The sequence below is a fragment of the Ureibacillus massiliensis 4400831 = CIP 108448 = CCUG 49529 genome (assembly GCF_000772965.1).
GTDB lineage: Bacteria > Bacillota > Bacilli > Bacillales_A > Planococcaceae > Ureibacillus > Ureibacillus massiliensis.
Genome location: NZ_JPVQ01000021.1, coordinates 37,697 through 63,793, shown reverse-complemented (window position 1 = coordinate 63,793; position 26,097 = coordinate 37,697). Strand labels below are relative to the sequence as shown.

Here is a 26,097-nt window from a genome sequence, read left to right as displayed (position 1 = left end):
ACTGGAAATTCTATCGGAGAGAGCTCTTACTACTAATATACGAGGAGGGATGTTATGAAGGTTATAAATGAATCGGAAACGAAAAAAGCCCTTGTGGAAGAAATTTCAGAAGAAAACGTACAAAAAGTACTTGAAAAATACGATACAGATTCAAACGTAAGAAAAGTAAATAACAAGATAATCGTATTATTAATCGCAACATTAGGTATTATTTTCTCTTTATTCCATGTATATACAACATATAATCCAATTCCAACTTTATTACAAAGGGCAGTGCACCTTTTAATAGCTTTAGCAATCGTGTTTTTACTATATCCAACGTATAAAAAGCAAGATCGCTCTAAAATTCCTTTTTATGATTGGATTTTATTTGGACTATGTATTTTATCCTGCGGTTATTTGTTTATGGAATATCAAGCGCTCATGACAGAAAGAGGCGGAATTCCAAATACTGTAGATATTATTGTTGCAATTGTAACAGTTGCATTAGTTTTCGAATGTGCAAGACGAGTTACAGGTTGGATCTTGCCTATTCTTGCACTTGTCTTCTTAATTTATCCTTTCTTCAGTCACGCTTCATGGCTACCAAATATGCTTATGACTCGTCAATTCGATTTAGGTGATATTTTCGGGCAATTATATTTAAAAACAGAAGGATTATTCTCAACTGCTATTGGAGCTTCTGTACAGTACATTTTCTTATTTATTTTGTTCGGCGCATTTTTGGCTAAATCGGGAATGGGGAAATTCTTTAATGATTTGGCATTAGCACTTGCAGGACATCAGCAAGGTGGACCAGCAAAAGTTGCTGTTATTTCTAGTGCCTTCATGGGAAGTATTAATGGTTCAGCAGTAGCGAATGTGGTTGGTACTGGTGCTTTTACTATTCCTTTGATGAAAAAAATTGGATACGATAAAAACTTTGCTGGTGCAGTAGAATCTAGTGCGTCTATTGGTGGGCAAATATTACCTCCAGTAATGGGGGCGAGTGCCTTCATTATGGCTGAAACAACAGGTATTTCCTATGGCACAATTGCACTTGGAGCTGTGCTTCCAGCAATTCTATTTTTCTTAGGTGTTATTATGCAAGTACACTTCCGCGCAGGACGTTCAAATTTAAAAGGAATTCCTAAACCAGATCTTCCTAGAGTTAAAGAGGTATTTAAAGAAGGCGGACATTTATTAATTCCTTTAATAGGTTTAATTTTCTTCTTAGGTTCCGGTGTACCTGTTGCGTTCTCTGCAATTTATACTATTGTATTAACAATTATTGTTGCCGCATTTAAAAAGAATACTAGAATGAATTTCAAGGATATTTTGTCAGCACTTGAAGATGGTGCAAGACAATCCTTATCCACAATTGTTGCCTGTGGTGTTGTAGGTATTATCATTGGTGTGGTTAACTTAACAAGCTTTGGGTCTACATTAACTAGCGCTATTACTCACTTAGGTGCTGGATCTTTATTCTTAACGTTATTCTTAACGATGATTGCTTCGATTATTTTAGGTATGGGATTACCATCAATACCAGCTTATATTATTACAGCAACAATGGTCGCGCCAACTCTTGCGGAATTCGGTGTACCAATTTTAGTAGCACATATGTTTGTATTCTATTTCGGAATCTTTGCTAACATTACACCTCCTGTTGCACTTGCATCTTTTGCAGCAGCGGGACTTTCTGGTGGAGATCCAATGAGAACAGGTTTTGCCTCAGTTCGATTAGCTTTAGCAGGCTTCATCGTACCTTATCTATTTGTTTATGAACCTGCTTTATTATTAATAGATCCAACAGGGCTTCCAATGAATGCAGTGGACTTCCCATTTGCATCAATTTTAGATATTCTTGTTGTTGCAATTACTTCAATTGTAGGGGTAATAGGTATAGGAGCTGCAATTGAAGGGTATTTCGCAACTCAAATAAATACGGTACTTCGCATTATACTTGCTGCTGGAGCACTCATGATGTTAATACCAGAGCCAATTACAGATATTATTGGAACGGTAATTGTATTAATTATCTTTGTTTTAAACTTTGTACAAAATAGAAAAGTACAAAAAAGTATAGCCTAAAACATTAATGTATTACAAAATTTCATTATTTCGAATGAGTTTTATTAATTATATATTTATAATATTTTATTGGTTAGTAGGAAGGGGTGTTCAGCTCCTTCCTTTTTTAATGCGATTGAAAAAGCTAAATAAAACTACGGGAGTTGTAAATGATCACTTTACATAATAGCTTCATAGGATAGGAGGTAGTATGTTCTGAGAGGAGTAAAAAAATGAGTGACTTACTTTCATTACTGTTATTAGGGATTGCTGTAAGTCTAGATAGTTTCACTGTAGGGTTAACCTATGGAATGCGCAAGGTTACCATACCCTTTAAATCCTTTGTAATCATCTTTAGCTGTACATTCTTGGTTTTATTAGCCGCAATGGGAATTGGTTCGATCATCGAATTATTTATTTCTTATGAAGCAGCAGAAACAGTGGGCGGAATAATACTAATTGCCATTGGTATTTGGGTAATTTACCAGTTCATGACTTCACAGGATACTTCTGAAAAAGGAAAAGGAACTATTAAAATTATCGATTTAGAGATCAAACGATTGGGACTCATTATTAAAATATTAAAAAAACCTACAGAAGCAGATTTTGATCGCTCTGGCAGTATTGGAAGTTTAGAAGCCTTATTTCTAGGCTTAGCATTATCATTGGACTCATTTGGAGCTGGGATTGGGGCAGCTTTGATAGATTTACCACCTATATTATTTTCAATTGTTGTCACTGTATCGAGTGTTATCTTCGTCATCGCTGGTATCAATATTGGGTTAATTTTTAGAAATATGAACTGGGTTAAAAAGCTTACCTTTTTACCCGGACTCGCTTTAATTTTAATTGGTTTATTTAAAATTTGAAAATCGAATGGTTTATACACTTACGTAAGCGTTGATTCAAAAAATGGATTAACGCTTTTTGATTATACTTGCTAATAGTTTATTGTAAATATCAATAAAAGTAATAATGATAAATCATAGTTATTAATTTTCTCTCATATTTCAATATCTCATACATATAATTTATAGTGTTTTCACTATCATGTATTTATTAAATGAAAAGTTGTTCGTAATGAATAATAGTTTAGTAAGAACTATTAATTAAAAGCAAGGTAGGAACGTAATAATTATTTTGTGTAATTTGCCAATGATCAAAGAAAACGAATTACTAGAATATGGGGGATTATTTTAATGAATGCGACAGAATATTATCGAGAACCTATACAAAAAGTATTGAATGAACTTGAAGTAACACAGCAAGGATTAACAGAATTTGAAGTTCAAACAAGAAGAAAACAGTTCGGATATAATGAGTTAAAAGAAGGAAAAAGAAAGAGTGCAGTGCAAATTTTCCTTGAACAATTTACGGACTTTCTAGTCATTATTTTAATGATCGCCGCAATTATCTCAGTGTTTTTAGGTGAAGTACAAAGCTCAATAGTAATTTTAGTAGTCGTTATATTAAATGCCGTACTTGGTACCGTACAACAAATCAAAGCAGAAAAATCGTTAGATAGTTTAAAAGATATGGCCGCTCCTATAGCTAGAGTTCTTAGAGATGGACAAGTTGTTGAAATTCCTTCTAAGGAAGTAGTTGTTGGCGATATCGTTATTTTAGATGCTGGTGACTATGTTTGTGCAGATGGAAGAATAATAGAAAGCTATAGTTTGCAAATCAACGAAAGTTCATTAACAGGTGAATCATTACCAATTGAAAAGATGGCAAATGTTATTAATGAAGAAGATGTAGCACTTGGCGATAAGAAAAATATGGTCTTTTCTGGCTGCTTTGTAACAAATGGTCGTGGAAAAGCGATTGTAACTTCTATTGGTATGAACACTGAAATTGGTAAAATTGCTAATCTATTAGAAAATGCGAAGGAGAAGAAAACGCCACTTCAAGTTAGTCTTGAACATTTCGGAAAACGTTTGGCAATCGGGATTATTATCATTTGTATCATTATTTTTGGTTTAGATATTTTACGTGGTCGCGAAATGGTCGATTCATTTATGTTTGCAGTATCTCTTGCAGTTGCAGCAATACCTGAAGCATTAAGTTCCATTGTTACAATTGTTCTGGCATTTGGTACACAGAAGATGGCGAAGGAAAATGCAATTATTCGAAAACTACATGCAGTGGAAAGTCTTGGCAGTATCTCTGTAATCTGTTCAGATAAAACAGGGACACTAACTAAAAATAAAATGACTGTTCAAAAGATATATTTAAATGAAAAAGTAATTGCGCAAGATCAACTGCAAATGAGAGATGAACTTCAAAATAGATTTGTGCACATGGCATTACTCTGTAATGATTCTGTTACATCAATGGATAAGGAAATAGGCGACCCAACTGAAGTAGCGCTTGTCCGCTTTGGGAATCAATACAACTTGAATGAACACCATTTACGAAAACAATATAGGCGACTCGGAGAAATACCCTTCGATTCAACTCGTAAACTAATGAGTACGGTGAATAGAATAGGTAATAAATATATCATGATTACAAAAGGTGCTGTGGATGTTCTTCTTTCCCGTATTGTGAAAATTGAAACTTCCCAAGGTGTTAAAAACATTACTAATCAGCAATTAGAAGCGATAAAACAAATAAATGAAAATTTTTCAAATGAAGGCTTACGAGTTCTAGCATTTGTGTATAAAGAAGTAAATTCAACTAAAGTAAACGAAGACGATGAGAATGACTATACCTTTGTCGGTTTAGCAGCGATGATGGATCCACCTCGCGAAGAATCGAAGCAGGCAGTAGAAGATTGTATTAAAGCAGGAATTAAACCCGTGATGATTACAGGGGATCATAAAATAACAGCTGCAGCGATTGCAAAACAAATTGGGATTTTGAAGGATCCTTCTGAAGCCATTGAAGGAAAAGAAATTGATCTTTTAACAGATAAAGAATTAAGAGATAAAATCCAAAACATCTCTGTTTTTGCACGAGTTTCTCCAGAGCATAAAATTCGTATTGTAAAAGCATGGCAGCAAAAAGGTATTGTTGTCGCTATGACAGGGGATGGCGTCAATGACGGTCCGGCATTAAAACAAGCAGATATTGGAGTTGCTATGGGAATTACAGGAACAGAAGTTGCTAAGGAAGCCTCTTCAATGATTTTAACAGATGACAACTTCTCAACAATAGTTAAAGCCATTTCGAATGGTCGAAGTCTTTATGCAAATATTAAAAATGCCATTAAGTTTTTACTGTCAGGAAATACAGGAGCGATATTAGTTGTTTTATATGCAACACTTTTTGCATTACCAGCTCCATTTGCACCTGTGCATTTATTATTCATCAACCTACTAACAGATAGTTTGCCTGCGATTGCGATTGGTTTAGAACCGCACAATAAAAAACTAATGGATGAAAAACCAAGAAATATTCATGAACCGTTGTTAAATAAAAGGTTTGTATCACAGGTTGGATTTGAAGGGTTAATCATTGCAGCAGTAACTATTATCGCTTTCCAAATTGGTTTAGCAACTGGAGATCCAATCGTTGCTAGCACTATGGCCTTTGCTACATTATGCTTGGCAAGATTATTCCATGGGTTTAACTGTCGTTCCGATGAATCTATTTTTAAAATAGGACTGTTCTCAAATTTAACAGTCTGGATTGCTTTCCTTATTGGTTTTACTTTATTAAACACAGTGTTAATCTTAGGTTTATTTGAAGTAGCTGTATTAACACGTATACAATTACTAATGGTTTATGGTTTAGCTATTGTACCTTTAATCATCATTCAATTGGATAGAATTTTCTTTTCAAAAGATGATAACGAATAAATTCAACTTAAGTAAACCTCCATTCAGTAGATAACTAAATAAGAAATTATTGTTATTAAATTTAAGTATTATTTATGTTACACTGGATAAGTACTTTTTATATTATTGGAGGATAATGATGAAAAAATTTATTAGTCTATTCACACTTGGTCTGACAGCTTTAGTTTTAACAGCTTGTGGAGGACAAGGAGCTACAAAACCAGAAGATGTTGTATCTGAATTTTTAACTGCTATAAAAGCTGGCGATTTTGAAAAAGCTGGTACTTATGTTCATTCTGAAAATGTTTCTGATGAATTTGACTTTAATAGCATTTATGAAGAGGAGTCAGATGAAACAGTTAAAGCTCTTTTAAAAGGGATTAGCAATAAATATGACTTCAAATCACCAGAAGAAAACATGATCGATGATAATAAAGCCGAAGTCAATGTTGAAATTACTTCAATTGACTTTGCTGCCGCTATGGGTACTGCAATGGAAGAAATCTTTAATGCTGCCTTCGAATTAGCAATGAATGAAGGTTCAGAAGAAGAGTATAACAAACAAATGGAAGCTAAATCAGTTGAAATCCTAACGAATACTCTTACTGCTGAGGATGTTGAAACAGTGACTCGTGAAGTTAAGTTAAATGTTGAAAAGGATAAAGAGGGTAACTTCAAAATCCTTTCAGATGCTAATTTAATGGAAGCGGTTCTCGGAAATTCTGAAGAAGTAGAAGAAATGTTTGAAGGCTTTTAATTTAATAAATAAAACAATAATGATTTTATGAGCTATAAAAAAGGTGAGGAAAAACTAATTGTTTTTCTTCACCTTTTTCGTTTATTTATAGTTATCTTTAGTCACGATATGTAACAGCTGTTCCGGTAGCGACACACATCATCATTCCATCGCGAAGAGTTTCAAAATCTAAATCAACACCTATAATAGCATTTGCACCAAGTCGACTTGCTGCATCCTCCATTTCCTGTAATGCGAGGCGTCTCCCTTCAGATAGTTTGTTTTCATAAGCAGAGCTACGTCCACCAATAATATCTGTTACGGATGCAAAAAGATCTCGTACAACATTGGCCCCCATAATTGCTTCACCAGTCACGATACCGTGATAAGTTTCAATTCGCTTCCCATCAATTTGACTAGTAGTTGTCACTAACATTTTATTACCTCCAAAATTTTATGATACTTACTATACGATTATCGTCAAAATAAGTTCTCAAAAATTCCAATTAATTAAAAATATTTTACGATTGGACAGAAGAATACAAAAATATAAATTTATAAGAAAAAATAGTTTGAAAAGATAATTACCTATAATAATCTTAAAAGCATAGACGTATAGTTAATAAAATTGGTATAAAATAGTAATAGGAGATACCTAACTTAGTGGGGGGATTTGAATTGGTTATATTAATTACCATGTTGTTTTATATTGTTCCTGTATTAATCGTTCTTTGGTTTATGATAAGTGTGGTTTCAGCCCTTAGAGAAAATAATGAAATCTTAAGAGAATTAATAAATAAAATAGAAGAGAAGAAATAAATTACAATAAAAAGGAGAACTTATGTGTCTAATTAACTTTCATTATAACGATCATCCAAAGTATAAATTAATTGTTGTAGCAAACCGTGATGAAGAATATGATAGGCCTACTGAAGCAGCTCACTTTTGGGAAAATGAACCTAATTTATTAGCAGGTCGTGATTTAAAACAAATGGGGACATGGCTTGGTATAACAAAGCAAGGAAGATTTGCAGCTTTAACAAACTATCGTGATCCAAATTTACCTGTAGCCCCTAAGTCTAGAGGGGATATTGTGAAAACCTTTTTAACAAGGAATATCGCACCTTCTGATTATATCGAAGAATTAAAAGAAACGAGAGAATTATTTGGTGGGTACAATGTAATTATCAGCGATGGTGGCGAGATTTATCATTATAATAATATTTTAAATGAAACAAGTAAAATTCAAGCAGGTACACATAGTTTGAGTAATTGTTCATTAAACACTCCTTGGCCAAAAGTAAAAAAGGGAAAAGCATTGTTAAAAAATTATGTAGAACTACATCAAGAGGATGATTTAAATATTGATGAATTATTCAAGATTGTTTCTAATCGAACAAAAGCATCAATAGAGGAATTACCTGACACTGGTGTGGGGATCACTTTAGAACGTGAGTTATCACCGATGTTTATACAAATGCCCCATTACGGTACACGATCTTCAACGGTACTTTTAATATCTTATGATAATCATATTTCCTTTGTGGAAAGAACCTTTAAAAATGGACTATTTGAATTTGATACAAAATATGAATTTCAGCTTGAAAAATAAAAAGTATGTAATTCTAAACAAATGTCACGCAACAATAATTATGTATCGCATTTACTATATTAGTAATGGATTTAAACAATATAAAAGCTAATATATTGCTTGTTTATCCATTACAAAATTACCAATCTCACATAGATTATATTAAATCGAATTGAAGGAGGTAGGAAAATGGGATACAGTAACTTTTGCGGCGGAAGTGACGTTGGCGGCTATGGTGGAGAATGCTGGAGCGGTGATTCTGGTGGATCTAACGGATCTGCTTTTGTGTTAATCGTCGTATTATTCATTTTATTAATTATTGTTGGCGCTCACTATGGTAATAGACTTTCATTCTAATTTTAATAAGATATAGTCAAATTTTCCAAAAGGACTCTAAAGATTTAATCTTTAGGGTCCTTTTTCATGTACAACAGTTCTGAAGAATTTAATCTTTCTAAATCAAAATCCTAACTATAGTAATCTATCATAATACAAGAAACATTAAATAATCATAAAATTCCCACAAATCAATTAACATTATATATAATAATAGTTATTAAAGGTAATATTAGGAGGATGGGAAAATGGATTTAGGTTTAAAAGAAAAAGTAGCAATTGTAACTGGGGCGAGTAAAGGAATTGGCTTATATACTGCTCTTCAATTAACTAAAGAGGGTGCTAAGGTAACAATTGCAGCTCGAAATGAAGCATCATTAAATGAAGCAAAGGCATTTATTAAAGAACAAACAGGTGTAGAGGTATTTACTTTTTCAGCAGATGTATCAAAAGAAGAGGACTGTAAATCATTAATAGAAGCAACAGTTAAGCACTTTGGAAAGTTAAATATACTTGTAAATAATGCTGGTACATCATCAGCAAATCCCTTTGAGGAAGTTGATACAAATCTGTGGAGATCAGATTTAGACTTAAAATTGTTTGGTGCAATCAATTGTTCAAAATATGCACTTCCATATTTAAAAGAACAAAATGGAGGGGCTATTTTAAACTTATCAGCTATTCTAGCTAAAACTCCTCCAGCATCTAGTTTACCAACAACAGTAAGCCGCTCTGCTGGACTAGCACTAACAAAAGCTATGAGTAAGGATCTTGGGAAATATAATATCCGTGTAAACGCTGTTTGTATCGGATTAATCAGAAGTCGTCAAATTGAAAACAAGTGGAAAGAAACTATGCCTAATATTACTTGGGAAGAATATTCAAAAGAAGTTGGTAAATCTATCCCACTAGGACGTATTGGTGAAACAGAAGAGGCTGCTAATGTGATTACATTCTTAGTTTCTGACGCTGCATCATACGTAACGGGTACCTCAGTAAATATTGATGGTGGATCTGGTGGAGCACTATAACTTATAAATCTTGCTTTTTTGGCAGGATTTTTTTCATAATAGAACTTATTAGATGAAACTTTTCTTTCCTAAAATCGTATGTTTTGTTAAATACCTTTTCGTATAGAATGTTCATATAGAAAAGTTATCCAGGAAGAAATATTTTTATTATTTACTGCCTATGAACGGAGGATTCGATAATGTCTGAGATAAAAAATTCGTTATTTGAAGATTTGGACACAAAGAAAACAGAAAATACTTCTACAAATGCTTTAGAAATGGTAAACGAACCACCAATAGATATTCAGGCTAAGCAGCTTGTATCACAAGAAGAGTTGTCTCAAATTAAGAAACGACAAATAGCTCTAAAAGAAGAGCCACAGGTCCAAACATTAGCTGAAAAAATAGATGTAAACAATCAAATCGCCATCTTAGAGTTTGGGAAGGATACAGCTACAGAGATCTCTAAATTTTCAGATAGAATGCTTTCAACGATACGAACAAGCAAACTGGAAAAATCAAGTGCTCTCATCAACAATTTAAACAAGATTATGGACCGTTTCGATCCAAAGGATTTCAAAGATGAGAAAAAAGGATTTTTCTCAAAAATGTTTAGTAAAGGAAAAGAACAACTACAAAAGATTTTATCGAAATACGATACAATGAATAAAGAAATTGATGCAATCTACAACGAGATTCAAAAATACGAAATAGAAATGAAGCAAAATACTGTAGAGCTTGAACAAATGTACGATCAAAACTTAGAATATTTCCAATCTTTAAGTGAACATATTGCCGCAATCGAGGTGAAAGTTGAAAAATTACGACCAAATCTAACGACATTAGAAGCACGTGCAAATGAAGGTGATCAGGAAGCGATTATGGAGTTAGAGTCACTTCGGAGGGCAATTGAATTGCTCGAACAACGTAGATTTGATCTTGAAATGGCACAGCAGGTTTCATTCCAATCAGCTCCTCAAATTCGTTTGATGCAACAAGGAAATAATCATTTAATCGCAAAAATTAATTCAGCCTTCGTTACAACAATTCCAATTTTTAAACAAGGGATCATTCATGCAGTTACATTAAAACGACAAAAGTTAGTTTCTGATTCTATGGTTGAATTAGATAATCGAACGAATGAAATGCTTATTAAAAATGCTGAGAATATAAGACAAAATAGTGTGAACATTGCACGTGCTGCAGGTCAACCTAGCATTAAAATCGAAACGATTGAAACAACTTGGCAAACGATAATGTCTGGAATTGAAGAAACAAAACAAATTCAGGCTGAAACGATTCGTAATCGTGAAGAGGGTAGAAAACGAATCGAAAAGCTTCAACTTGAATACGAAAAGTTAAAAAGTATGTAAAAACAAAAGATTTGGGCGACTCTTAATATGGAGTCGCCCATTGATTTTTAAGATCGTTAACATTAATTAGTTATTAAAAGCCGAATCTATTTCTACGGATTGGGAAGCAATCTGGGTTCGGATTTTCAGGTGTACCGCAGTTCATCGTATTTTCTGAGAATACATTTTCCACAGATTGAGTTTGTGGGAAGTAATGTTGGTTATGCGTTACATGACGGTTAACAGTTGTTGTATGAACTGGATGGATATGTGGTACAACAGTATTAATAACATTAGTTCTTACCACTTCCTGAGTTGGTGAAACCCTTGCTGGTGCAACTTGTGTTGGTAATACGTTTGCAGGACAATGGATTGGTCTTCTTGATGGACCACATTTTCGTCTATTAAACATTTTCACGACCTCCTTCGTAATAGAATTGTTTACATAATTAATCTATTCATATTTCGATAGCCTAAACTAGATAGATACCTATTTTGAAGGTAATTTTTATGAGAAAATACAAAATGATTAAAAAGAATGATAGTTGAATACCCAATTTTAGTCAGTAAAGGGCAAAGATGTTTTAGTTTTTAAGATTTATGCCTATCCCTTGGTTTTTGACCCATTATTCCAGTGATTTCATAAAGCTGAAAAATCTCTTTAATCGTAAAATAAGTATAAATAACAAAAGATGACAAACTTCGCTATGTTAAAGTTGAAATAGGAGCTGTAATCTAATGATGATTTCGGCATAATTTAAATTCACTTGAGGAGTAAGTGTAATGAACGGAGAGGAACTATAAACATGATAACAATAAGCGAAATAAAACAAAGCTTTGAGAAAATGCCATATTTCCAATTTATCGGGTTTGAAATTGAAAAATTTGAAGAAGACGATGTATTACTAAAACTAACTATTCAAGATCATCTTTTAAATGTAAATGAAACGCTTCATGGTGGAGTACATGCGGCAATGATTGATCAAGTATTATCCATGTGTTTAAGAGCCAAAACAAAAACCCGTTGTGCTACCATCAATTTAAATATTAATTATTTAGCACCATCAAATTCTGGAACGATTTATGCAACGGGAAAGATTATTCAATTAGGTCACCGAATTGCTACAGTTGAAGGAGAAGTCTTTACAAAGGATGGGCAAATTCTAGCTAAAGGCATTGGTACATTTAAAATAATTAGAGATTAAACAAATTTTAACAATTAATTTGTATCACTTTCTTGTAAATCCGATAAACTACATTGAAGGAGGATTTGCACAATGAGGTGGTTCATATATGTTGTTTTTTTCGTTCTATTTTTAGGTGTTACGTTTTTTGGATTAGGGCCAGTCATGTTTGCAGATGGTTCAAATCAAGAACGATTTATCGCTTTTCTAATTGTACTACTCATTTATGTAATCCTAACAATATTGTTAATTTGTATGATTAAAAAATCAATTAGACATTAAAAAAAGAGCTGAATTTGGTGCTGCATATCAAATGTTAGATTTAAAATTCTAACGTTTGGGGTGCAGCACCATAACATCAGCTCTTTTTATTTTTCATATTAATACGAAGAAAAAGTACTTATATCAAATAAAATTGGAATCTGCTGTCTTTATAAAGTGGTTTTAAAACTATTTATATAATGGAATCATATATCATTAGGTAAATGAATTAAGAACAAGTGTCTATTAATATGCATAGTAGAAATATACAGAATGTTATGTTCGCCCGTGTATTTTAAGTTTTCGTACGTACTATAGAAATGACACGACAAAATGATAGGTGATTTCACTAAATAGTTTGTTTTTATTGATTGGAGGTGAAAATGATGAGTTTAATTACAATTAGTCCTGGTCATTATTCTCCAGGATCAGGTGCTAAAGATATTATTGATGAAGTGACTGAAGCAAGAAAAATCGTGAATCGTATCGTTCGTTTATTACAAAATGTTGATATCGGAGTAACACATATTGAAGATAATATATCTAAAACTCAAGAGGAAAATTTAGAGTACCTGATTGCGCAACATAATAATACAACGCGTAAATTAGATGTAAGCGTACATTTCAACTCCACTAGTGGTAGACATGATACAAATATTGGAACAGAAGTGCTTTATGTTAGTGATAAAATGAAAGCTTTTGCTTCTCAAATAAGTAAGGCAATCTCAAATGCGAGTGGTTTACGAAATCGTGGTGGAAAAAAACGTACAAACTTGGGGTTTTTAAATAACATGAACAAACCCGCCATCTTAATAGAGATTTGCTTTGTAAATTCTACAGTAGATGTATCATTGTATCAAAATTACTTTGAAGAAATTTGTATAGCAATAACAAACGAATTAATTCAATATGTAAAACCAGGTCATATTCCAATAGACAGTAAATCAGCTCAGCGAAATCAAGAAGAGACAAATTCAAATGAATTAAATAGTACTTTAAAAGGCACCTTATCATTACAGAATTTTACAGGACCTACTTTAATCACTCGTTTAGAAGAGATACTTACGAATAAACAAAAAATTAAACAAATGCTTGAAAAAGGAATTAAAGATCAAGCAATACAGCCTATTTGGCTTGAAAAATTAAATAATGGTACTTTAACAACGAGTGATTTTTTAGGTATAGGTACTTTAATTGCTGCCAATAAAACTGAATAACCACATTATGCAATTACCATCCCATTTTTTCATTAATGGGGTGGTGTTTTTTTATGTAATATTGACTTATATATCGGCAGCTGATATATTTAGTATATCGGCAGTCGATATATCAGTTGACGATGTAAAAAAGGAGAAATTATATGTCACAACAACATCCACCTTTAACAGAAGGAGTTTATTATATATTGCTTTCTTTATATGAACCTCGTCATGGCTATGGGATTATTCAGTTAACACAGCAATTAACGAATAATCGAGTAAATCTAGGAGCCGGAACAATTTATGGTGCTATCAAATCGCTATTAGAAAAAGGATGGATTAGACCTATTGAGGATGATGGCCGTAAAAAAGAATACATTATCACAAATGAAGGAAAAAAAATTATTGAATATGAAATTTCTCGATTAAAGGAACTTTTTGAGAATGGTATCCGTATAACAGGAGGTGCGAAAAATGAAGGATGAAATATTAAAAATTCGTTTCTATATTGATTTTGAAAAAGAAGAACGATGGATAAATAAAATGTGTAAAGCTGGCTGGCATTTAAAAAAATTTGGATTTGGTTATTTTAAATTTGAAAAGGGGATACCCGGTCAATATATTTATCGAAATGAATTATTGAATGGTTTAAATCAAAAAGATGACAGTAAGGAATATATAGCATTTTTAGAAGCATCAGGTGTGGAATTAGTCTCAAAATCTTTTAGTTGGGCGTATTTCCGCAAAAAATCCTCAGAAGGGGATTTTGAATTGTATACAGATACTTCATCGAAATTAAACTATATGAATCGCATCTATTATTTGTTTTTATTTTTATTTTTATTAAACCTGGCTATGGGTACTTTAAACATCACTGATATTTTTGATGGAGCTTATAATTCAATTAGAATAGTAGGGTTTTTCAATTTATTTGCAGCTTTAATCATCGGAATACCACTTTTTCGTGTTTTTAAAAAACGAAGAAAACTAAAAGAACAGTTAGAAATTTTTAACGACTAGAAAGGAGTTTCAAATGACACTAAAGCTTGAACATGTAATAAAAAAATATAAAGATTTCACAGCTGTCAATGACTTGAATTTTAGTATTGGAGAAGGTGAAATATTTGGTCTAATCGGTCAAAATGGAGCAGGTAAAACAACAACATTTCGAATGATTTTAGATTTACAGGAACCTACTTCTGGTGAAATCACGTGGGCAGGTAAGCCAATTAATAAAATCAACCGAGATTATTTAGGTTACCTACCAGAAGAACGGGGAATATTTCCTCGTATGAAGGTACAAGAACAGCTTTATTTATTTGGTGAGTTAAGAGGAATGAAAAAAGATGAGATTGAAAAGGAAATTGATTTTTGGATTTCACGTTTTGATTTAGAGGATAAACGACATGACAAAGCGGAAACCTTATCGAAAGGTAATCAACAAAAGGTTCAGCTCATTGCAAGCTTTATTCATAAACCGAAATTTTTAATCTTAGATGAACCTTTTAGTGGTCTTGACCCAGTTAATCGAGATTTATTAAAGGACGCAATTTTACTACTTAAAAATCAAGGAATGACTATACTATTTTCAAGTCATCAAATGGATAATGTAGAGGAATTATGTGATCATTTATGTTTATTAAAAAGAGGTGTTTCACTGTTTTCAGGAAGTTTAATTGATTTGAAAAAACAATATGGGAAAACCAAATTAACGATCCGTACAAATATAGACCAACATTATTTATCAAAGCTTTCAGGTATAAAGGAAATTAAAAAAGAACGCGATGAATATGTTATAAGCTTAGAAGATGAATCCTTTGCAAAACCTATCTTTGATATTGTTTCAAATGGAAACTATATTGAAAAGTTTAGCCTAGATTATTTATCTTTAGATGAAATTTTTAAGGATAAGGTAGGTGGAAACATTGAATAAACTAAAGATACTCGTAAAGCAACTATATAAACAGAAGTTAGGTTCTAAATCTTTTATATCACTAACGTTGATGTATATTGTAATTATGGCAATCGTATTATACTGGAGTGAAATTTCGAGCTTTTTCTTGAAGGAAGAACCTATTGAAGTAACATTAGTTAATGAAACAGAAATAGATATGAGTTCTATTTTTATATCCAGTGAAGATATTCAATATACAATTTCTGAACAACCAATAGAAGAGCTTCATAATGGGTTAGAACAAGATCAATTAGATGCAGTAGTAGTACTTTCAGAAGCAGATAACAATTTGAAGGCAGACATAGTGACATACAATCCATTGCAATTAAATGACCAGTCAACTATTAATTCACATGTAGAATATGCAGCAAAAATATTTGGCATTCAATCACTAAACTTATCAAGCCAAGACGCTGAACGGATACTAAATAGTCAGCCAATTATTACAACAACAAATTTAAACGAAGACGTAAATGGGAAAAGTGAAGGCGAAAAACAATCAGGAATGTGGGTATCTTACGTCGTTGGAATTGTTATTTACTTCTTCATTACAACATATTTATCAATGATTACGACAGATGTTGCATCTGAAAAAGGATCACGTGCACTTGAGATGTTGTTAGTAAGCGTTAAACCGAGCACACATTTTCAATCAAAGCTACTAGGTGTATTTTTAATCGCTCTCACACAATTTGCCATTATCGTCGGAGCATTAATTGCATTGATAGGCCTTAAATCTAATATAACACCTGCAAGCGATTTAGGAATTGGAAATATCGCTAGTGAGCTTTCGTTTTCCTATATCATTTATGTAGTTGCATTTATTTTCTTTACCGTTATATTATTCTTAATTCTTGGGGCATTATTTGGATCCCTTGTTTCAAAAGTAGAAGAAGCTTCTCAGGTTATGACACCGGCAATTATGGTTTTATTGGTTGGCTTTTATGTCATGATATCAGGAGTAGCAAATCCAGATACAATATTAATAAAAGTTTTCTCATACATTCCACTCACTTCTGGCATGGTGATGCCAATGAGAATTGGAGCAACAGATTTATCACCAATTGAACCGATACTTTCACTAGCGGTACTCATTTTATCAGTTGTGATTTTATACGTATTAAGTTTATCCTTCTATAAGAGAAGTGTATTAACATATAGCAGCGGTGGAGTTATTCAAAAAATTAAAACTGTATTAAAGGTAACTACTTAAAACGAATCGCTATCAATTACTTTCAAATAATTGATAGCGATTTTTCTTTTGTACAAAAATGTACGCGAAAATACAATATACATCTTACTTTTGAATGTAAACTGATACAAAAGGGGTTAAGCCGATAAATAAAAAATACATTTACTTACACAAATTCTAACACTATAATTGGAATATATTTACGTATTCACATAAGAAGGTGCAAATTTTGACAGAAGAACAGAAGGGCTTAGTATATGCGTTAAGCGCATATGGATTATGGGGATTTTTCCCATTATATTGGAAGATGCTAGAGCATGTTGATAGCTTGGAAATTTTGATTAATAGAATGATATGGTCATTCGTTTTTACGTTATTATTTATTATTATTATAAAACAACGGAAAAATCTTGTAGCTGATTTAAAAGCAATTTGGAAAGATAAAAAGCTATTTTTCTCTTTAATGCTAGCATCTATTGTCATAACAATTAACTGGTACATGTATATATGGGCTGTTAATCATGATCATGTTGTTGATACTAGCTTAGGCTATTACATAAATCCAATACTTACAGTGTTATTTGGGGTCATTTTCTTTAAAGAGAAATTATCAAAAGCTCAAATAGCTGCAGTAATCATTGCTTTTACAGGAGTACTAGTAATGACTGTAAGTTACGGTCAAGTTCCATGGATTGCCATTTTAATAGCTCTTTCTTTTGCAACTTATAGTGCATTGAAAAAAAGGATTAAATTAGATGCAACTCGTGGTCTAGCAATTGAAACATTATTTATCACGCCATTTGCATTTGGCTATTATATTTATTTATGGAATACTCAAGAAACTTCTTTTTTACAAGTAAATTTTACGACGGATTTAGTATTGATATTAGGGGGAATTGTTACTGCAATTCCGCTAGTTCTTTTTGCTAAAGGCGCTCAAAAAATTCCTCAATATCTGATTGGATTTACACAATATATAACACCTACCGTAGTGTTAATTTTGGGAATCGTATTATACAATGAAACGTTTACTATAATTGACTTTATTTCTTTTAGTTTCATTTGGCTTGCTATTCTATTGTTTATTGCTTCTACAATTACTGATTATAGAAAACGCCACCACGCAAAACATCATGAACCTATTAATGTAAATTAAGTAAGTCGATATCGGCTTGCTTTTTTACATTAATGGAAAATAATGTTATGATTTAAAAGTAATAAATAAAACTATCTAATATAGTAAGGGGAATGTGGGGGATAGTATGTTATTAGCAATTGGGGGAGAACAGTTCGAATTTTATAAAGCTGAAATACATTTGTTAGAAACAGGGTTACAAAATGTTTTCTCAAGATTTGATAAAAAAACATTAGGTGAATTAATACAACAAACTAGGTATGAATCATTAAAAACTCAATGTGAAAAGCAATATGCCGATCTGCTAGATATGCCTGCAGGACAGGCTATCTATTCCATGAAGAGTAATGGTAATCCTTTTTATTTACAATTTTTAAATAACTATGGTGACTTAACCTATTCTCGTTTTAATGTTAAAGGAAATGAAACAATATTAAATAAAGCCGGGGTATACACAATACTAGTAAATAATGAACTCGTATTTACAGGAGTATGTGCGAAATCATTTAAAATTCGTTTCAATCAACATATTGGAAATATATCACCAAAAAGTTGTTTTAAAGATGGAACTGCCACACATTGTCATGTCAATGCGAATATAACAAAAGTAATTACTCATTCTAAAATATTTATTCAAATGTGTCCTTTAACATCAAAAAGTGATATGAAAAAGGTTAAAAATTATTTAATAAACCGTTTTGAACCTATTTGGAATATTCGATTTACAAGTGAATTAACGAGCTCGATTGTTAGTAATTAAACATCGAATATTCAGAATTTTAATAATCTTGTAACAAAGATGACAATAATTATCAATTTATGGTACACTAATAATTGTTTTAAATTGGTTAGTAGTGGCTTTCGAATTGATTTCATAATTTAGTCAATAATTTTCAAATATTATTAACCGCTTTTATTTAAAAAATTTGATACGATGGAGACATTAATAGTAAGGAGAGAATCAACATGGAAACAGATATTAATGTCTTTTTAGCTTTAGGTGCTGGCTTTTTAAGTTTTATTTCGCCATGTACACTACCTTTATATCCTGCATTTTTATCCTATATCACAGGTATGAGTTATACAGAACTTAAAGATGAAAAGGGCATGTTACAAAAACGTGCTATTTTACATACTGTATTCTTTTTAATCGGTTTTTCATTAATATTTATCGCAATCGGCTTTAGCGCTTCAATCTTTAAAGAAATATTTACTAATTATGAAAATTTGATAAGACAAATCGGTGCCATCTTAATCGTTGTTTTTGGATTAATGATAGTAGGTTTACTACAAATTGACTTTTTAATGAAGGATCGAAAATTTGAATTTAAAAATCGACCATCAGGTTATATTGGTTCTGCTTTGATTGGTTTAGCCTTTGCTGCAGGTTGGACTCCTTGTACTGGTCCTATTTTAGCTTCGATCATCTTATTAGCAAGTACACACCCTGAATCTGGAATGTGGTATATGTTAGCTTACTACTTTGGATTTGCAATTCCATTCTTTGTACTATCATTCTTTATTTCTCGATTAGGTTGGATACGTAAAAATAGCCAAATTATTGTTAAAGTCGGCGGATATATAATGATTGCTATTGGTATACTATTATTTTTCGATGGATTAGATTATTTAATTCGAATTTTGACGCCTATCTTTGGTGGATTTACAGGCTTCTAGTGTTATAAACAACAATATTAACATAATTTAATTACATTTATGTTTTTTTAGCGAGAGGGAATGAGTTACATGCCAACAGTTTTAGTAGTTGATGATGCATTATTTATGAGAACAACAGTGGGAAATATGTTTGAAGAGTGGGGATTCGATGTTGTGGGGCTTGCCTCTAATGGAAAAGAAGCAGTGGAACTCTACTCAAAATTTCAACCGGATTTGGTAACAATGGATGTAACTATGCCTATAATGTCTGGATTAGATGCAGTAAAAGAGATAATCCCACGTTATCCTGATGCTAAAATTATTATGATTACAGCTCTAGGTCAACAACGTATTATCGTTGAAGCAATTGAAAATGGTGCAAAAGATTTCATTACAAAACCTTTCGATGCTAATCAACTAAAAATGGTTGTTGATAAGCTTCTAAATAGTTACTAATCTTTCCCTTTTAATCCCACCTTGTATATAAGGTGGGATTTTTAAGTCTATAATGAAATTAGTCGAATTATGAATCCATAACCAATAATACCAGTAACATACTAAATATTCATTATTTTAAGCAATTGTCTATTAACAGTATTCTATATATGATTGTTTTAAAGTCATATGATAGGAGATTTTCAATGAATAAAAATAAAATTACTAGATTAATTTATGCAGTAATAACAACAACAGTTCTGGCATTTTCTTTAGTAATAGTAGCGCCGACTACAACAAATGCTAGCGAGTTGTTTACGGATGTAAAAGAAGGAGATTATTATTATAATGCTGTGTTGAATTTAGCAGCGAACGACTATGTCACTGGATTTCCAGATAATACATATAAACCAAATAAAAGTATTACAAGAGGTCAATTGGCTGTAATCCTAGCGGGTTTACTTGAATTAGATACTGAAAATGTTGTAAATCCAAAATTTACAGATGTATCAACTAGTCATCCTTATTACGGTGCTATTGCTGCCATTCAAAATGCTGGTTATGTAAACGGATTTGAAGATGGTACATACGGAGTGGGCAAACCAATCACTCGCTACCATATGGCATTAATTTTGGCTTCTGCTTTTGATTTAAGTGCATCAAATGTCAATGATTTACCATTTACAGATGTGTATCCAGGCTACAAAGACACTGTTGCAGCTCTTTACGAAAATAATGTAACAGCAGGACGTACTGCAACAACGTTTGATGGATCTGCATATGTGACACGCGGACAAATGGCAGTATTTCTTGTAAAAGCAATCGAAGCAACGTATCCGCACTTAGAAGTGATTGAGATTAAAAATGATAAAGTAATTACAACAACTGGGGAATATACATTTGATGAAAGCTTATCAAATATTTTTTCTGCTGAAAATTCACAAGCCCTAGCTAATTCAAATATGATAGTAAATGTTGCTGGTAGCAATATTAAGGGAATATCTGTATTAGTGTTAAACAATGGTGGTACAATAGACAATCCTTTAGTATTCAATGGGGGAGATTTAGAGGTTTATGGTGAAGTATATGTCAATGCAGACTATATTAAAATACAGAATCTTACAATCTACGGCGATCTAATTTTAACTGAAAATGTAACTGATCAATTAGAAATAGTTGATGTTTACCTTGGTGGAGAAATCTATTATGAATCAGAGGAAGAACCAAACATTATTATTTCATACACTGAATAAATTATAAAACAAGTAGAAAAGGGCAAATACAGCGAATAGTTGTATTTGCCTTTAATTTAATTGAGCATACAGAAAAAGATATAACAAATTTCATGCGGATTTTTTTATGTCGTTAACGATTGTATGTGGTATTATATAAAACAGATACTATTATACAGATGTAAAGATATAGAGGAGGAATTGGATGTTTGCTTATATACCTTCTCATTATTTAGTTATAGGCTCGACATTAATGGCAATATTTATGGGTACTTTTGTCATGTTTGCACGAATGCGATCTCAGAAAAAGCCTGTTAATGCGAAGAAAATTTTAATTCCTCCCATTGCAATGTCTACGGGTGCTTTAATGTTTATTTTTGAAGAATTCCGTGTAACGCCTATACAAATATTAGAGGCTGTAGTAGTTGGTGTCATCTTTTCAACTATACTCATTGCAACATCAAAATTTGAAATTCGTGAAAATGAAATTTATATGAAACGTTCAAAAGCATTTTTCTTTATATTCATTGGTCTTTTTGTAGGACGAAGTATATTAAAGGTAATATTATCAGATGCATTTGATGTAGGAGAATTAGCGGGTATGTTTTGGATACTAGCATTTTCTATGCTCTTACCATGGAGAATTGCAATGCTTGTAAAATTTAAGAAGATTGAAAAGGCGCACATCGTTCAATAATAAAACCTCCCTAGTCATTTAGGGAGGTTTTATTATAAAGAATCTATTGTTCAAATAAATCCTCATATGGGGATACATCTATTTTCATATCATCTAATTTTTTTCTTAAAAACTTATGATCCCTTTTTGGAGTTGCTTGAATATATCCCCGAATGATTAAATCGTTTGTTATATTTTTCGCATGTTCTTCTAGAGCAATTTCACCAATTTTACCTGCAATTTTTTCTTTTGCAACTTGACGGAATAATTCAGGTACTGGACTAACGAGTTCATTCAATAAGTTCTTTGACTCTTCATCCCATAAATGAATTGTTTTATCCAAATAATAATTTTGCCAATCTAAATCTGATTTTCCATCTTGCTTTGGCAAAGCTTTTAAAAACTTTCGAAACATGAAAAATCCACCAATTCCCATAAAGGAAACTAATATTACAACCCAAAATAATATAAACCACATGAACCAGCCATCTAACAATTTGTTCACCTCTTTTACTACACTATCTCTAATTATAAAAGGAAAGTTAAAATTTTTCACTATCAATGTCTCTATTTTCACGATTTCGATATATATAAAAGAGTGAGAGGGAGGTGAAAAGAATGGCTGCATATAACTTTGAGGAAGCAAGTTTGAAATTATTATTTGAAACTGGCCTTGATGAATTGGGTATGCCTGTTTTAACTTCAAAAACAATTAGAAATGTACGTGACGATGTAGAAGTTGAAAAACTAGCTACAGTATCACAAGCAATTGCAAGTCTATCAAAGTATCCATTAAATCAAGCAAAAAAATCTGAAACAGAGGTAATTGAATTTTAATCTTTAAAAGGAGGGATAACAAATGGCTTTAACTTTAGAAATGAAATTTAATACCGAAAACGGTAAAACGATGACGATTTCAATTAGTGAACCTAAAGATGATTTAACGCCTGCAGAAGTATCCAATGTTATGCAAACAATTATTGATCAAGACGTATTTCATTATGAAGGATTTTCATTAATTGGAATAAATCAAGCACGTGTTATTGAAAGAAATATTTCTGAAATTGCTCTTTCATAATATGAGTTGAAAAATACAACTCATATTAACGGAATTGCCGACAATGTCATTTAATGATTTTGTCGGCTTTTTCATTAAATAAGAATATCTAGGAGGGGTGACATGATGGAGGAGTGGATTATGCTGATACAAGAAATTGGATTCCCAATAATCGTTTCCTTTTACTTGCTATACAGAATCGAAACAAAACTCGATGCCATTCACACTGCCTTAACAGCAATGAAAGATTAAATTTGAAATCGATTTCACAATTTTGTAATGATTGTGTCACCACAAAAAAATGTACTTTAAGTTGGATTTTCGATAAGATGAAAGTAAGAAATAGGGAGTTGACACAATATGAAAAAGAAATTATTTTGTATAATTACTATACTTGTCATTAGTACTGTATTAGCAGCATGTAGTAATTATAAATTTAAGGCAGATGTAAACTATCCGATAGAAGACTTTCAAGTTACTGATCATCGAGGAAATACAGTTACATTAGAGGATTTAAAGGGCGAGCCTTGGTTAGCAATGTTTATCTTTACAAATTGTACAACGATTTGTCAGCCAATGACTTATAATATGACAGTGATACAAGAAGAACTAGTCGAACGTGGCGTAGAAGATTATAAAATTGTAGCCTTTTCAGTAGATCCAACAGTTGATACACCGGAAATATTATCTGAATATTTGAGTCATTATACTGTACCGGATGAATCAAAATGGCATTTACTTACTGGCTACGATCAAGCGTTTATTGAGCAATTTGCGTTAAATTCATTTAAAACATTTGTAAAAAAACCAGATAATAGTGACCAGGTAGCACATATGAGTACGTTTCATCTTGTAGACGAACAAGGGAATGTCGTAAAGAACTATTCTGGTTACACAGAAAGCGATGCAGGAGTTCCATATGACACAATCGCAATTGACATGAAAACGTTGATTGAAGAAAGATTAGGTAAATAAAATACAAAAATACTAACAGGAATTATTCTTGTTAGTATTTTTTATTTATAAATTTCAAATTTTGAGGAAGAATAAGGTTGAATAATTATTTTTGGAGGTTTTAAAATGAAAACTGTATCAGAAATTATGACGAAGAAAATTCGAATCTGCTCTCCTCACGATTCTTTAACAACAGCAGCACAAATCATGCGGGATATTAATTGCGGTTCTGTGCCAGTTTGTGAAGGGAATAAAGTAGTAGGTATGATTACAGATCGTGATATTGTTATTAATTGTGTTGCAGAAGGAAAAGATAGTAATAAAGTTCACTGTCACGATTGTATGACTACTGATGTAGTTACTTGTTCACCTGATACAGACATACATGAATGTGCTCAAATGATGGCAAAGCATCAAATCCGCCGTATACCAGTAGTACAAAACGGTGATATTGTGGGAATTATTGCTATCGGAGACTTAGCAAAAGAAAACATTTTCGTAAATGAAGCTGGAGAAGCGTTAAGCGAAATTTCAGAACAAGATCATTATAATCACTAAAAAAAGAGCCCAGATATAAATCTTTCTGGGCTCTTTCATAATTTTTAGTTAAATTCTTTTCTTAATTGATCAAACACTTGTTTTAAATCCGCGATAATGTCGTCTGCTTCTTCAACACCTACAGAGAATCGTAATAGACGATCATCTACTCCACGGGCAACACGTTCTTCATAAGGGATGTCAGCGTGGGTTTGAGTAGCAGGGTAGGTGATGAAGCTTTCTACACCGCCAAGGCTTTCAGCAAAAGTAATTAATTGCATATTTTGTAAAAATGGATTAACCATTTCAGGGTACTTTACTCTAAAGGAAAGCATACCGCCTTTACCTGTATATAATACATCCGTGACAAGAGCTTCACTTTCTAAGTAAGCTGCCACTTTTTTTGCGTTTGCATCATGTTGTTTTAACCGTAGATGCATTGTTTTTAAACCACGAATGACTAACCAGCTATCCATTGGAGAAAGTACTAGTCCCATACCATTATGGGCAAAAGCAAGTTTTTCACATAATTCTTGTCCTTTTGCAACAACTAACCCAGCAAGAACATCATTGTGACCAGCAATATATTTTGTTGCACTATGTAGAACAATATCGGCACCATGTTCTATTGGTCTTTGGAAGTATGGTGTGTAGAATGTGTTATCAACAATAAATAAAATATTATGTTTATTAGCAATTTCAGCGAAGAAATCTAAATCAAACTCTAGCATTAATGGGTTTGTAGGCGTTTCTAAGAAAATTGCTTTTGTATGTTCAGTTATTAAACCTTCTACGTCTTTTTCTGATGAAAAATAAATTGGCTTTATGTTGTAAGTTTCACTAAAAGTCTTTAATAGTCGATAGGTACCACCGTAAATATCATCAGGAACGATAATTTCATCACCTGGTTTAAATAAAGACAATACTAATTGAACAGCCGCCATACCAGAGCTACATGCAAATCCTGCATCTCCTAACTCCAATTCAGCAATTCCTTTTTCTAATATTTCGCGAGTGGGATTTTTCGTACGTGTATAGTCATAGCCCGTTGACTGTCCAATGCCTGCATGTTTATACGCAGTAGACATGTAAATTGGAGGATTAACTGCACCTGTTTTAGGATCACTTAAATTGCCTAGTTGTACTAATTTTGTTTCGATTGCCTTTTTTGTCATGTTAGATTCACTCTTTCCTTATTCCATTAGATACAAAAATATTGATTATTAATTCAATTTATCATGTACAATTTGCGAAAACAACCGAGTTCGAAGAAATTAATTAAGTTTTCAAACAAATATTTTAAAATTAAATAACATATACACAGGTACAATTCATACTCTTACTCTTTGTGGCTTTTCAAAAGATCACGTATTTCTTTTAATAGTTCTTCTTTATTATCAACTTCAACAACAGGTTCTGCTACAGTTTCTTCCTCTTTCTTTTTTCGATTAAATTTCGTAAGTAGTCGAAGGGCAAAGAAGATAGCAAATGCAATAATTAGAAAATCAATAATAGATTGCAAAAATACACCTAGTTCAACTTTTGCATCACCAACAGCCCAAACAAAACTTTTAGTTAAGTCAATTCCTCCTGTAATAATCCCGACAAATGGCATGATAATGTTATTTACTAATGATGTCACGATTTTACCAAAGGCACCACCAATTACAACTGCAATAGCAAGATCTATAATATTCCCTTTCATAGCAAACTCTTTAAATTCTTTCCACATAAATATTTCACTCCTTGGTGTTTTCTAGTATTTT

32 protein-coding genes are annotated in these 26,097 nt (G+C 32.2%); 27 read left to right on the top strand and 5 right to left on the bottom strand.

All coding sequences use genetic code 11. The features are described 5' to 3' along the window. Positions 1-54 precede the first annotated feature (54 nt). The 4 genes from CD30_RS11955 to CD30_RS11940 all read left to right on the top strand — a co-directional run bounded on the left by CD30_RS11955 (position 55) and on the right by CD30_RS11940 (position 6,591). On the top strand, positions 55-2,073 hold the full coding sequence (locus tag CD30_RS11955) for a TRAP transporter permease (protein ID WP_170933657.1): 2,019 nt from the start codon (positions 55-57) through the stop codon (positions 2,071-2,073). 212 nt (positions 2,074-2,285) lie between these two features. Continuing rightward, entirely contained in the window at positions 2,286-2,921 is a 636-nt protein-coding gene (gene ytaF / locus CD30_RS11950) for a sporulation membrane protein YtaF (RefSeq protein ID WP_036177200.1), read from the top strand. Between the two features lie 330 nt (positions 2,922-3,251). Then, positions 3,252-5,855 carry a calcium-translocating P-type ATPase, PMCA-type gene (locus CD30_RS11945; RefSeq protein WP_036177198.1) on the top strand — a complete coding sequence of 868 codons (2,604 nt, stop codon included), beginning with the start codon at positions 3,252-3,254 and terminating at the stop codon, positions 5,853-5,855. 118 nt (positions 5,856-5,973) lie between these two features. After that, positions 5,974-6,591 carry a DUF4878 domain-containing protein gene (locus CD30_RS11940; protein ID WP_036177196.1) on the top strand — a complete coding sequence of 206 codons (618 nt, stop codon included), beginning with the start codon at positions 5,974-5,976 and terminating at the stop codon, positions 6,589-6,591. A 97-nt stretch (positions 6,592-6,688) separates the two neighbouring features. Here CD30_RS11940 and CD30_RS11935 read toward each other — a convergent pair whose 3' ends face one another. Beyond that, entirely contained in the window at positions 6,689-7,006 is a 318-nt protein-coding gene (locus CD30_RS11935; protein WP_036177194.1) for a YbjQ family protein, read from the bottom strand. Between the two features lie 242 nt (positions 7,007-7,248). On the opposite strand from CD30_RS11935, the gene CD30_RS20130 reads away from it, so the two are divergent. The 5 genes from CD30_RS20130 to CD30_RS11920 all read left to right on the top strand — a co-directional run bounded on the left by CD30_RS20130 (position 7,249) and on the right by CD30_RS11920 (position 10,880). Next, on the top strand, positions 7,249-7,389 hold the full coding sequence (locus CD30_RS20130; protein WP_156962306.1) for a hypothetical protein: 141 nt from the start codon (positions 7,249-7,251) through the stop codon (positions 7,387-7,389). Positions 7,390-7,411: 22 nt separating this feature from the next. Further along, a complete protein-coding gene (locus tag CD30_RS11930) occupies positions 7,412-8,182 on the top strand; it encodes an NRDE family protein (protein ID WP_036177192.1) in 771 nt (256 codons plus the stop codon). Positions 8,183-8,350: 168 nt separating this feature from the next. After that, entirely contained in the window at positions 8,351-8,518 is a 168-nt protein-coding gene (locus CD30_RS19835; protein ID WP_084077849.1) for a YjcZ family sporulation protein, read from the top strand. A gap of 227 nt (positions 8,519-8,745) precedes the next feature. Beyond that, positions 8,746-9,528, top strand: a complete 783-nt coding sequence (locus CD30_RS11925) for an SDR family NAD(P)-dependent oxidoreductase (protein ID WP_036177190.1) — start codon at positions 8,746-8,748, stop codon at positions 9,526-9,528. Positions 9,529-9,707: 179 nt separating this feature from the next. Further along, positions 9,708-10,880, top strand: coding sequence for a toxic anion resistance protein (locus CD30_RS11920; RefSeq protein ID WP_036177188.1), 1,173 nt, complete (start codon positions 9,708-9,710; stop codon positions 10,878-10,880). Positions 10,881-10,953: 73 nt separating this feature from the next. On the opposite strand, the gene CD30_RS11915 is transcribed toward CD30_RS11920, so the two are convergent. Beyond that, positions 10,954-11,271: a CotD family spore coat protein gene (locus CD30_RS11915; protein ID WP_235802053.1), complete on the bottom strand. Its 318-nt coding sequence runs from the start codon at positions 11,269-11,271 to the stop codon at positions 10,954-10,956. A gap of 394 nt (positions 11,272-11,665) precedes the next feature. Here CD30_RS11915 and CD30_RS11910 point away from each other — a divergent pair, with 394 nt between their 5' ends. The 13 genes from CD30_RS11910 (at position 11,666) to CD30_RS11850 (ending at position 21,804) form a co-directional block, all read left to right on the top strand. Beyond that, entirely contained in the window at positions 11,666-12,064 is a 399-nt protein-coding gene (locus CD30_RS11910) for a PaaI family thioesterase (protein ID WP_036177186.1), read from the top strand. A gap of 72 nt (positions 12,065-12,136) precedes the next feature. Then, positions 12,137-12,325, top strand: coding sequence for a DUF6954 family protein (locus CD30_RS11905; RefSeq protein ID WP_036177184.1), 189 nt, complete (start codon positions 12,137-12,139; stop codon positions 12,323-12,325). Positions 12,326-12,690: 365 nt separating this feature from the next. Then, positions 12,691-13,521, top strand: coding sequence for an N-acetylmuramoyl-L-alanine amidase (locus CD30_RS11900; protein ID WP_036177182.1), 831 nt, complete (start codon positions 12,691-12,693; stop codon positions 13,519-13,521). 143 nt (positions 13,522-13,664) lie between these two features. Then, entirely contained in the window at positions 13,665-13,988 is a 324-nt protein-coding gene (locus CD30_RS11895; RefSeq protein ID WP_036177180.1) for a PadR family transcriptional regulator, read from the top strand. Further along, positions 13,978-14,523, top strand: coding sequence for a DUF2812 domain-containing protein (locus tag CD30_RS11890; RefSeq protein WP_036177178.1), 546 nt, complete (start codon positions 13,978-13,980; stop codon positions 14,521-14,523). The genes CD30_RS11895 and CD30_RS11890 overlap by 11 nt, the downstream gene beginning before the upstream one ends. Positions 14,524-14,536: 13 nt before the next feature. Beyond that, positions 14,537-15,436, top strand: a complete 900-nt coding sequence (locus CD30_RS11885) for an ABC transporter ATP-binding protein (RefSeq protein WP_036177176.1) — start codon at positions 14,537-14,539, stop codon at positions 15,434-15,436. Next, positions 15,429-16,670, top strand: a complete 1,242-nt coding sequence (locus CD30_RS11880) for an ABC transporter permease (protein WP_036177174.1) — start codon at positions 15,429-15,431, stop codon at positions 16,668-16,670. The genes CD30_RS11885 and CD30_RS11880 overlap by 8 nt, the downstream gene beginning before the upstream one ends. 208 nt (positions 16,671-16,878) lie before the next feature. Beyond that, positions 16,879-17,805 carry an EamA family transporter RarD gene (rarD, locus tag CD30_RS11875; protein ID WP_036177172.1) on the top strand — a complete coding sequence of 309 codons (927 nt, stop codon included), beginning with the start codon at positions 16,879-16,881 and terminating at the stop codon, positions 17,803-17,805. Positions 17,806-17,911: 106 nt separating this feature from the next. Then, positions 17,912-18,544, top strand: coding sequence for a GIY-YIG nuclease family protein (locus CD30_RS11870; protein ID WP_036177170.1), 633 nt, complete (start codon positions 17,912-17,914; stop codon positions 18,542-18,544). A gap of 206 nt (positions 18,545-18,750) precedes the next feature. Beyond that, positions 18,751-19,461, top strand: coding sequence for a cytochrome c biogenesis CcdA family protein (locus CD30_RS11865; protein ID WP_036177168.1), 711 nt, complete (start codon positions 18,751-18,753; stop codon positions 19,459-19,461). A 69-nt stretch (positions 19,462-19,530) separates the two neighbouring features. Further along, entirely contained in the window at positions 19,531-19,896 is a 366-nt protein-coding gene (locus tag CD30_RS11860) for a response regulator (RefSeq protein ID WP_036177166.1), read from the top strand. Between the two features lie 185 nt (positions 19,897-20,081). Continuing rightward, a complete protein-coding gene (locus tag CD30_RS19545) occupies positions 20,082-21,128 on the top strand; it encodes an S-layer homology domain-containing protein (protein ID WP_052126177.1) in 1,047 nt (348 codons plus the stop codon). A gap of 184 nt (positions 21,129-21,312) precedes the next feature. Further along, on the top strand, positions 21,313-21,804 hold the full coding sequence (locus tag CD30_RS11850) for a CcdC family protein (RefSeq protein ID WP_036177164.1): 492 nt from the start codon (positions 21,313-21,315) through the stop codon (positions 21,802-21,804). Between the two features lie 43 nt (positions 21,805-21,847). Here CD30_RS11850 and CD30_RS11845 read toward each other — a convergent pair whose 3' ends face one another. Continuing rightward, positions 21,848-22,279, bottom strand: a complete 432-nt coding sequence (locus tag CD30_RS11845; protein ID WP_036177162.1) for a DUF2621 domain-containing protein — start codon at positions 22,277-22,279, stop codon at positions 21,848-21,850. A gap of 122 nt (positions 22,280-22,401) precedes the next feature. Between CD30_RS11845 and CD30_RS11840 the strand changes: the two genes are divergently transcribed. The 5 genes from CD30_RS11840 to CD30_RS11825 all read left to right on the top strand — a co-directional run bounded on the left by CD30_RS11840 (position 22,402) and on the right by CD30_RS11825 (position 24,352). Further along, positions 22,402-22,620: a DUF1659 domain-containing protein gene (locus CD30_RS11840; RefSeq protein WP_036177160.1), complete on the top strand. Its 219-nt coding sequence runs from the start codon at positions 22,402-22,404 to the stop codon at positions 22,618-22,620. Positions 22,621-22,642: 22 nt separating this feature from the next. Then, the gene (locus CD30_RS11835; protein WP_036177158.1) at positions 22,643-22,861 is read left to right on the top strand and encodes a DUF2922 domain-containing protein; all 219 of its coding nucleotides are present in this window, start codon (positions 22,643-22,645) and stop codon (positions 22,859-22,861) included. Between the two features lie 105 nt (positions 22,862-22,966). Next, positions 22,967-23,092, top strand: a complete 126-nt coding sequence (locus tag CD30_RS19830) for a YvrJ family protein (protein WP_084077853.1) — start codon at positions 22,967-22,969, stop codon at positions 23,090-23,092. A 108-nt stretch (positions 23,093-23,200) separates the two neighbouring features. Further along, positions 23,201-23,815: an SCO family protein gene (locus CD30_RS11830; RefSeq protein ID WP_036177156.1), complete on the top strand. Its 615-nt coding sequence runs from the start codon at positions 23,201-23,203 to the stop codon at positions 23,813-23,815. A 105-nt stretch (positions 23,816-23,920) separates the two neighbouring features. Beyond that, positions 23,921-24,352 carry a CBS domain-containing protein gene (locus tag CD30_RS11825; protein WP_036177154.1) on the top strand — a complete coding sequence of 144 codons (432 nt, stop codon included), beginning with the start codon at positions 23,921-23,923 and terminating at the stop codon, positions 24,350-24,352. 44 nt (positions 24,353-24,396) lie between these two features. Here the strand turns inward: CD30_RS11825 and CD30_RS11820 are convergent, their stop codons facing one another. Continuing rightward, complete coding sequence (locus CD30_RS11820) at positions 24,397-25,506, bottom strand: methionine biosynthesis PLP-dependent protein (protein WP_036177152.1); 1,110 nt, start codon at positions 25,504-25,506, stop codon at positions 24,397-24,399. Between the two features lie 164 nt (positions 25,507-25,670). Next, positions 25,671-26,063, bottom strand: coding sequence for a large conductance mechanosensitive channel protein MscL (gene mscL / locus CD30_RS11815; protein ID WP_036177150.1), 393 nt, complete (start codon positions 26,061-26,063; stop codon positions 25,671-25,673). Between the last annotated feature and the right edge of the window lie 34 nt (positions 26,064-26,097).

What these genes read in the sequence shown, in the direction of transcription:
- CD30_RS11930 (WP_036177192.1), top strand. Translation starts at nt 7,412, where the DNA reads ATGTGTCTAATTAACTTTCATTATAACGATCATCCAAAGTATAAATTA.
- CD30_RS11885 (WP_036177176.1), top strand. Translation starts at nt 14,537, where the DNA reads ATGACACTAAAGCTTGAACATGTAATAAAAAAATATAAAGATTTCACA.
- CD30_RS11940 (WP_036177196.1), top strand. Translation starts at nt 5,974, where the DNA reads ATGAAAAAATTTATTAGTCTATTCACACTTGGTCTGACAGCTTTAGTT.
- CD30_RS11825 (WP_036177154.1), top strand. Translation starts at nt 23,921, where the DNA reads ATGAAAACTGTATCAGAAATTATGACGAAGAAAATTCGAATCTGCTCT.
- CD30_RS19830 (WP_084077853.1), top strand. Translation starts at nt 22,967, where the DNA reads ATGGAGGAGTGGATTATGCTGATACAAGAAATTGGATTCCCAATAATC.
- CD30_RS19835 (WP_084077849.1), top strand. Translation starts at nt 8,351, where the DNA reads ATGGGATACAGTAACTTTTGCGGCGGAAGTGACGTTGGCGGCTATGGT.
- CD30_RS11935 (WP_036177194.1), bottom strand. Translation starts at nt 7,006, where the DNA reads ATGTTAGTGACAACTACTAGTCAAATTGATGGGAAGCGAATTGAAACT.
- CD30_RS11830 (WP_036177156.1), top strand. Translation starts at nt 23,201, where the DNA reads ATGAAAAAGAAATTATTTTGTATAATTACTATACTTGTCATTAGTACT.
- CD30_RS11920 (WP_036177188.1), top strand. Translation starts at nt 9,708, where the DNA reads ATGTCTGAGATAAAAAATTCGTTATTTGAAGATTTGGACACAAAGAAA.
- CD30_RS11890 (WP_036177178.1), top strand. Translation starts at nt 13,978, where the DNA reads ATGAAGGATGAAATATTAAAAATTCGTTTCTATATTGATTTTGAAAAA.
- CD30_RS11865 (WP_036177168.1), top strand. Translation starts at nt 18,751, where the DNA reads ATGGAAACAGATATTAATGTCTTTTTAGCTTTAGGTGCTGGCTTTTTA.
- CD30_RS11925 (WP_036177190.1), top strand. Translation starts at nt 8,746, where the DNA reads ATGGATTTAGGTTTAAAAGAAAAAGTAGCAATTGTAACTGGGGCGAGT.
- CD30_RS11945 (WP_036177198.1), top strand. Translation starts at nt 3,252, where the DNA reads ATGAATGCGACAGAATATTATCGAGAACCTATACAAAAAGTATTGAAT.
- CD30_RS11860 (WP_036177166.1), top strand. Translation starts at nt 19,531, where the DNA reads ATGCCAACAGTTTTAGTAGTTGATGATGCATTATTTATGAGAACAACA.
- CD30_RS11900 (WP_036177182.1), top strand. Translation starts at nt 12,691, where the DNA reads ATGAGTTTAATTACAATTAGTCCTGGTCATTATTCTCCAGGATCAGGT.
- CD30_RS11840 (WP_036177160.1), top strand. Translation starts at nt 22,402, where the DNA reads ATGGCTGCATATAACTTTGAGGAAGCAAGTTTGAAATTATTATTTGAA.
- CD30_RS11870 (WP_036177170.1), top strand. Translation starts at nt 17,912, where the DNA reads ATGTTATTAGCAATTGGGGGAGAACAGTTCGAATTTTATAAAGCTGAA.
- CD30_RS11915 (WP_235802053.1), bottom strand. Translation starts at nt 11,271, where the DNA reads ATGTTTAATAGACGAAAATGTGGTCCATCAAGAAGACCAATCCATTGT.
- CD30_RS19545 (WP_052126177.1), top strand. Translation starts at nt 20,082, where the DNA reads ATGAATAAAAATAAAATTACTAGATTAATTTATGCAGTAATAACAACA.
- CD30_RS11835 (WP_036177158.1), top strand. Translation starts at nt 22,643, where the DNA reads ATGGCTTTAACTTTAGAAATGAAATTTAATACCGAAAACGGTAAAACG.
- ytaF (WP_036177200.1), top strand. Translation starts at nt 2,286, where the DNA reads ATGAGTGACTTACTTTCATTACTGTTATTAGGGATTGCTGTAAGTCTA.
- CD30_RS11910 (WP_036177186.1), top strand. Translation starts at nt 11,666, where the DNA reads ATGATAACAATAAGCGAAATAAAACAAAGCTTTGAGAAAATGCCATAT.
- CD30_RS11820 (WP_036177152.1), bottom strand. Translation starts at nt 25,506, where the DNA reads ATGACAAAAAAGGCAATCGAAACAAAATTAGTACAACTAGGCAATTTA.
- CD30_RS11905 (WP_036177184.1), top strand. Translation starts at nt 12,137, where the DNA reads ATGAGGTGGTTCATATATGTTGTTTTTTTCGTTCTATTTTTAGGTGTT.
- mscL (WP_036177150.1), bottom strand. Translation starts at nt 26,063, where the DNA reads ATGTGGAAAGAATTTAAAGAGTTTGCTATGAAAGGGAATATTATAGAT.
- CD30_RS11895 (WP_036177180.1), top strand. Translation starts at nt 13,665, where the DNA reads ATGTCACAACAACATCCACCTTTAACAGAAGGAGTTTATTATATATTG.
- CD30_RS11955 (WP_170933657.1), top strand. Translation starts at nt 55, where the DNA reads ATGAAGGTTATAAATGAATCGGAAACGAAAAAAGCCCTTGTGGAAGAA.
- CD30_RS11850 (WP_036177164.1), top strand. Translation starts at nt 21,313, where the DNA reads ATGTTTGCTTATATACCTTCTCATTATTTAGTTATAGGCTCGACATTA.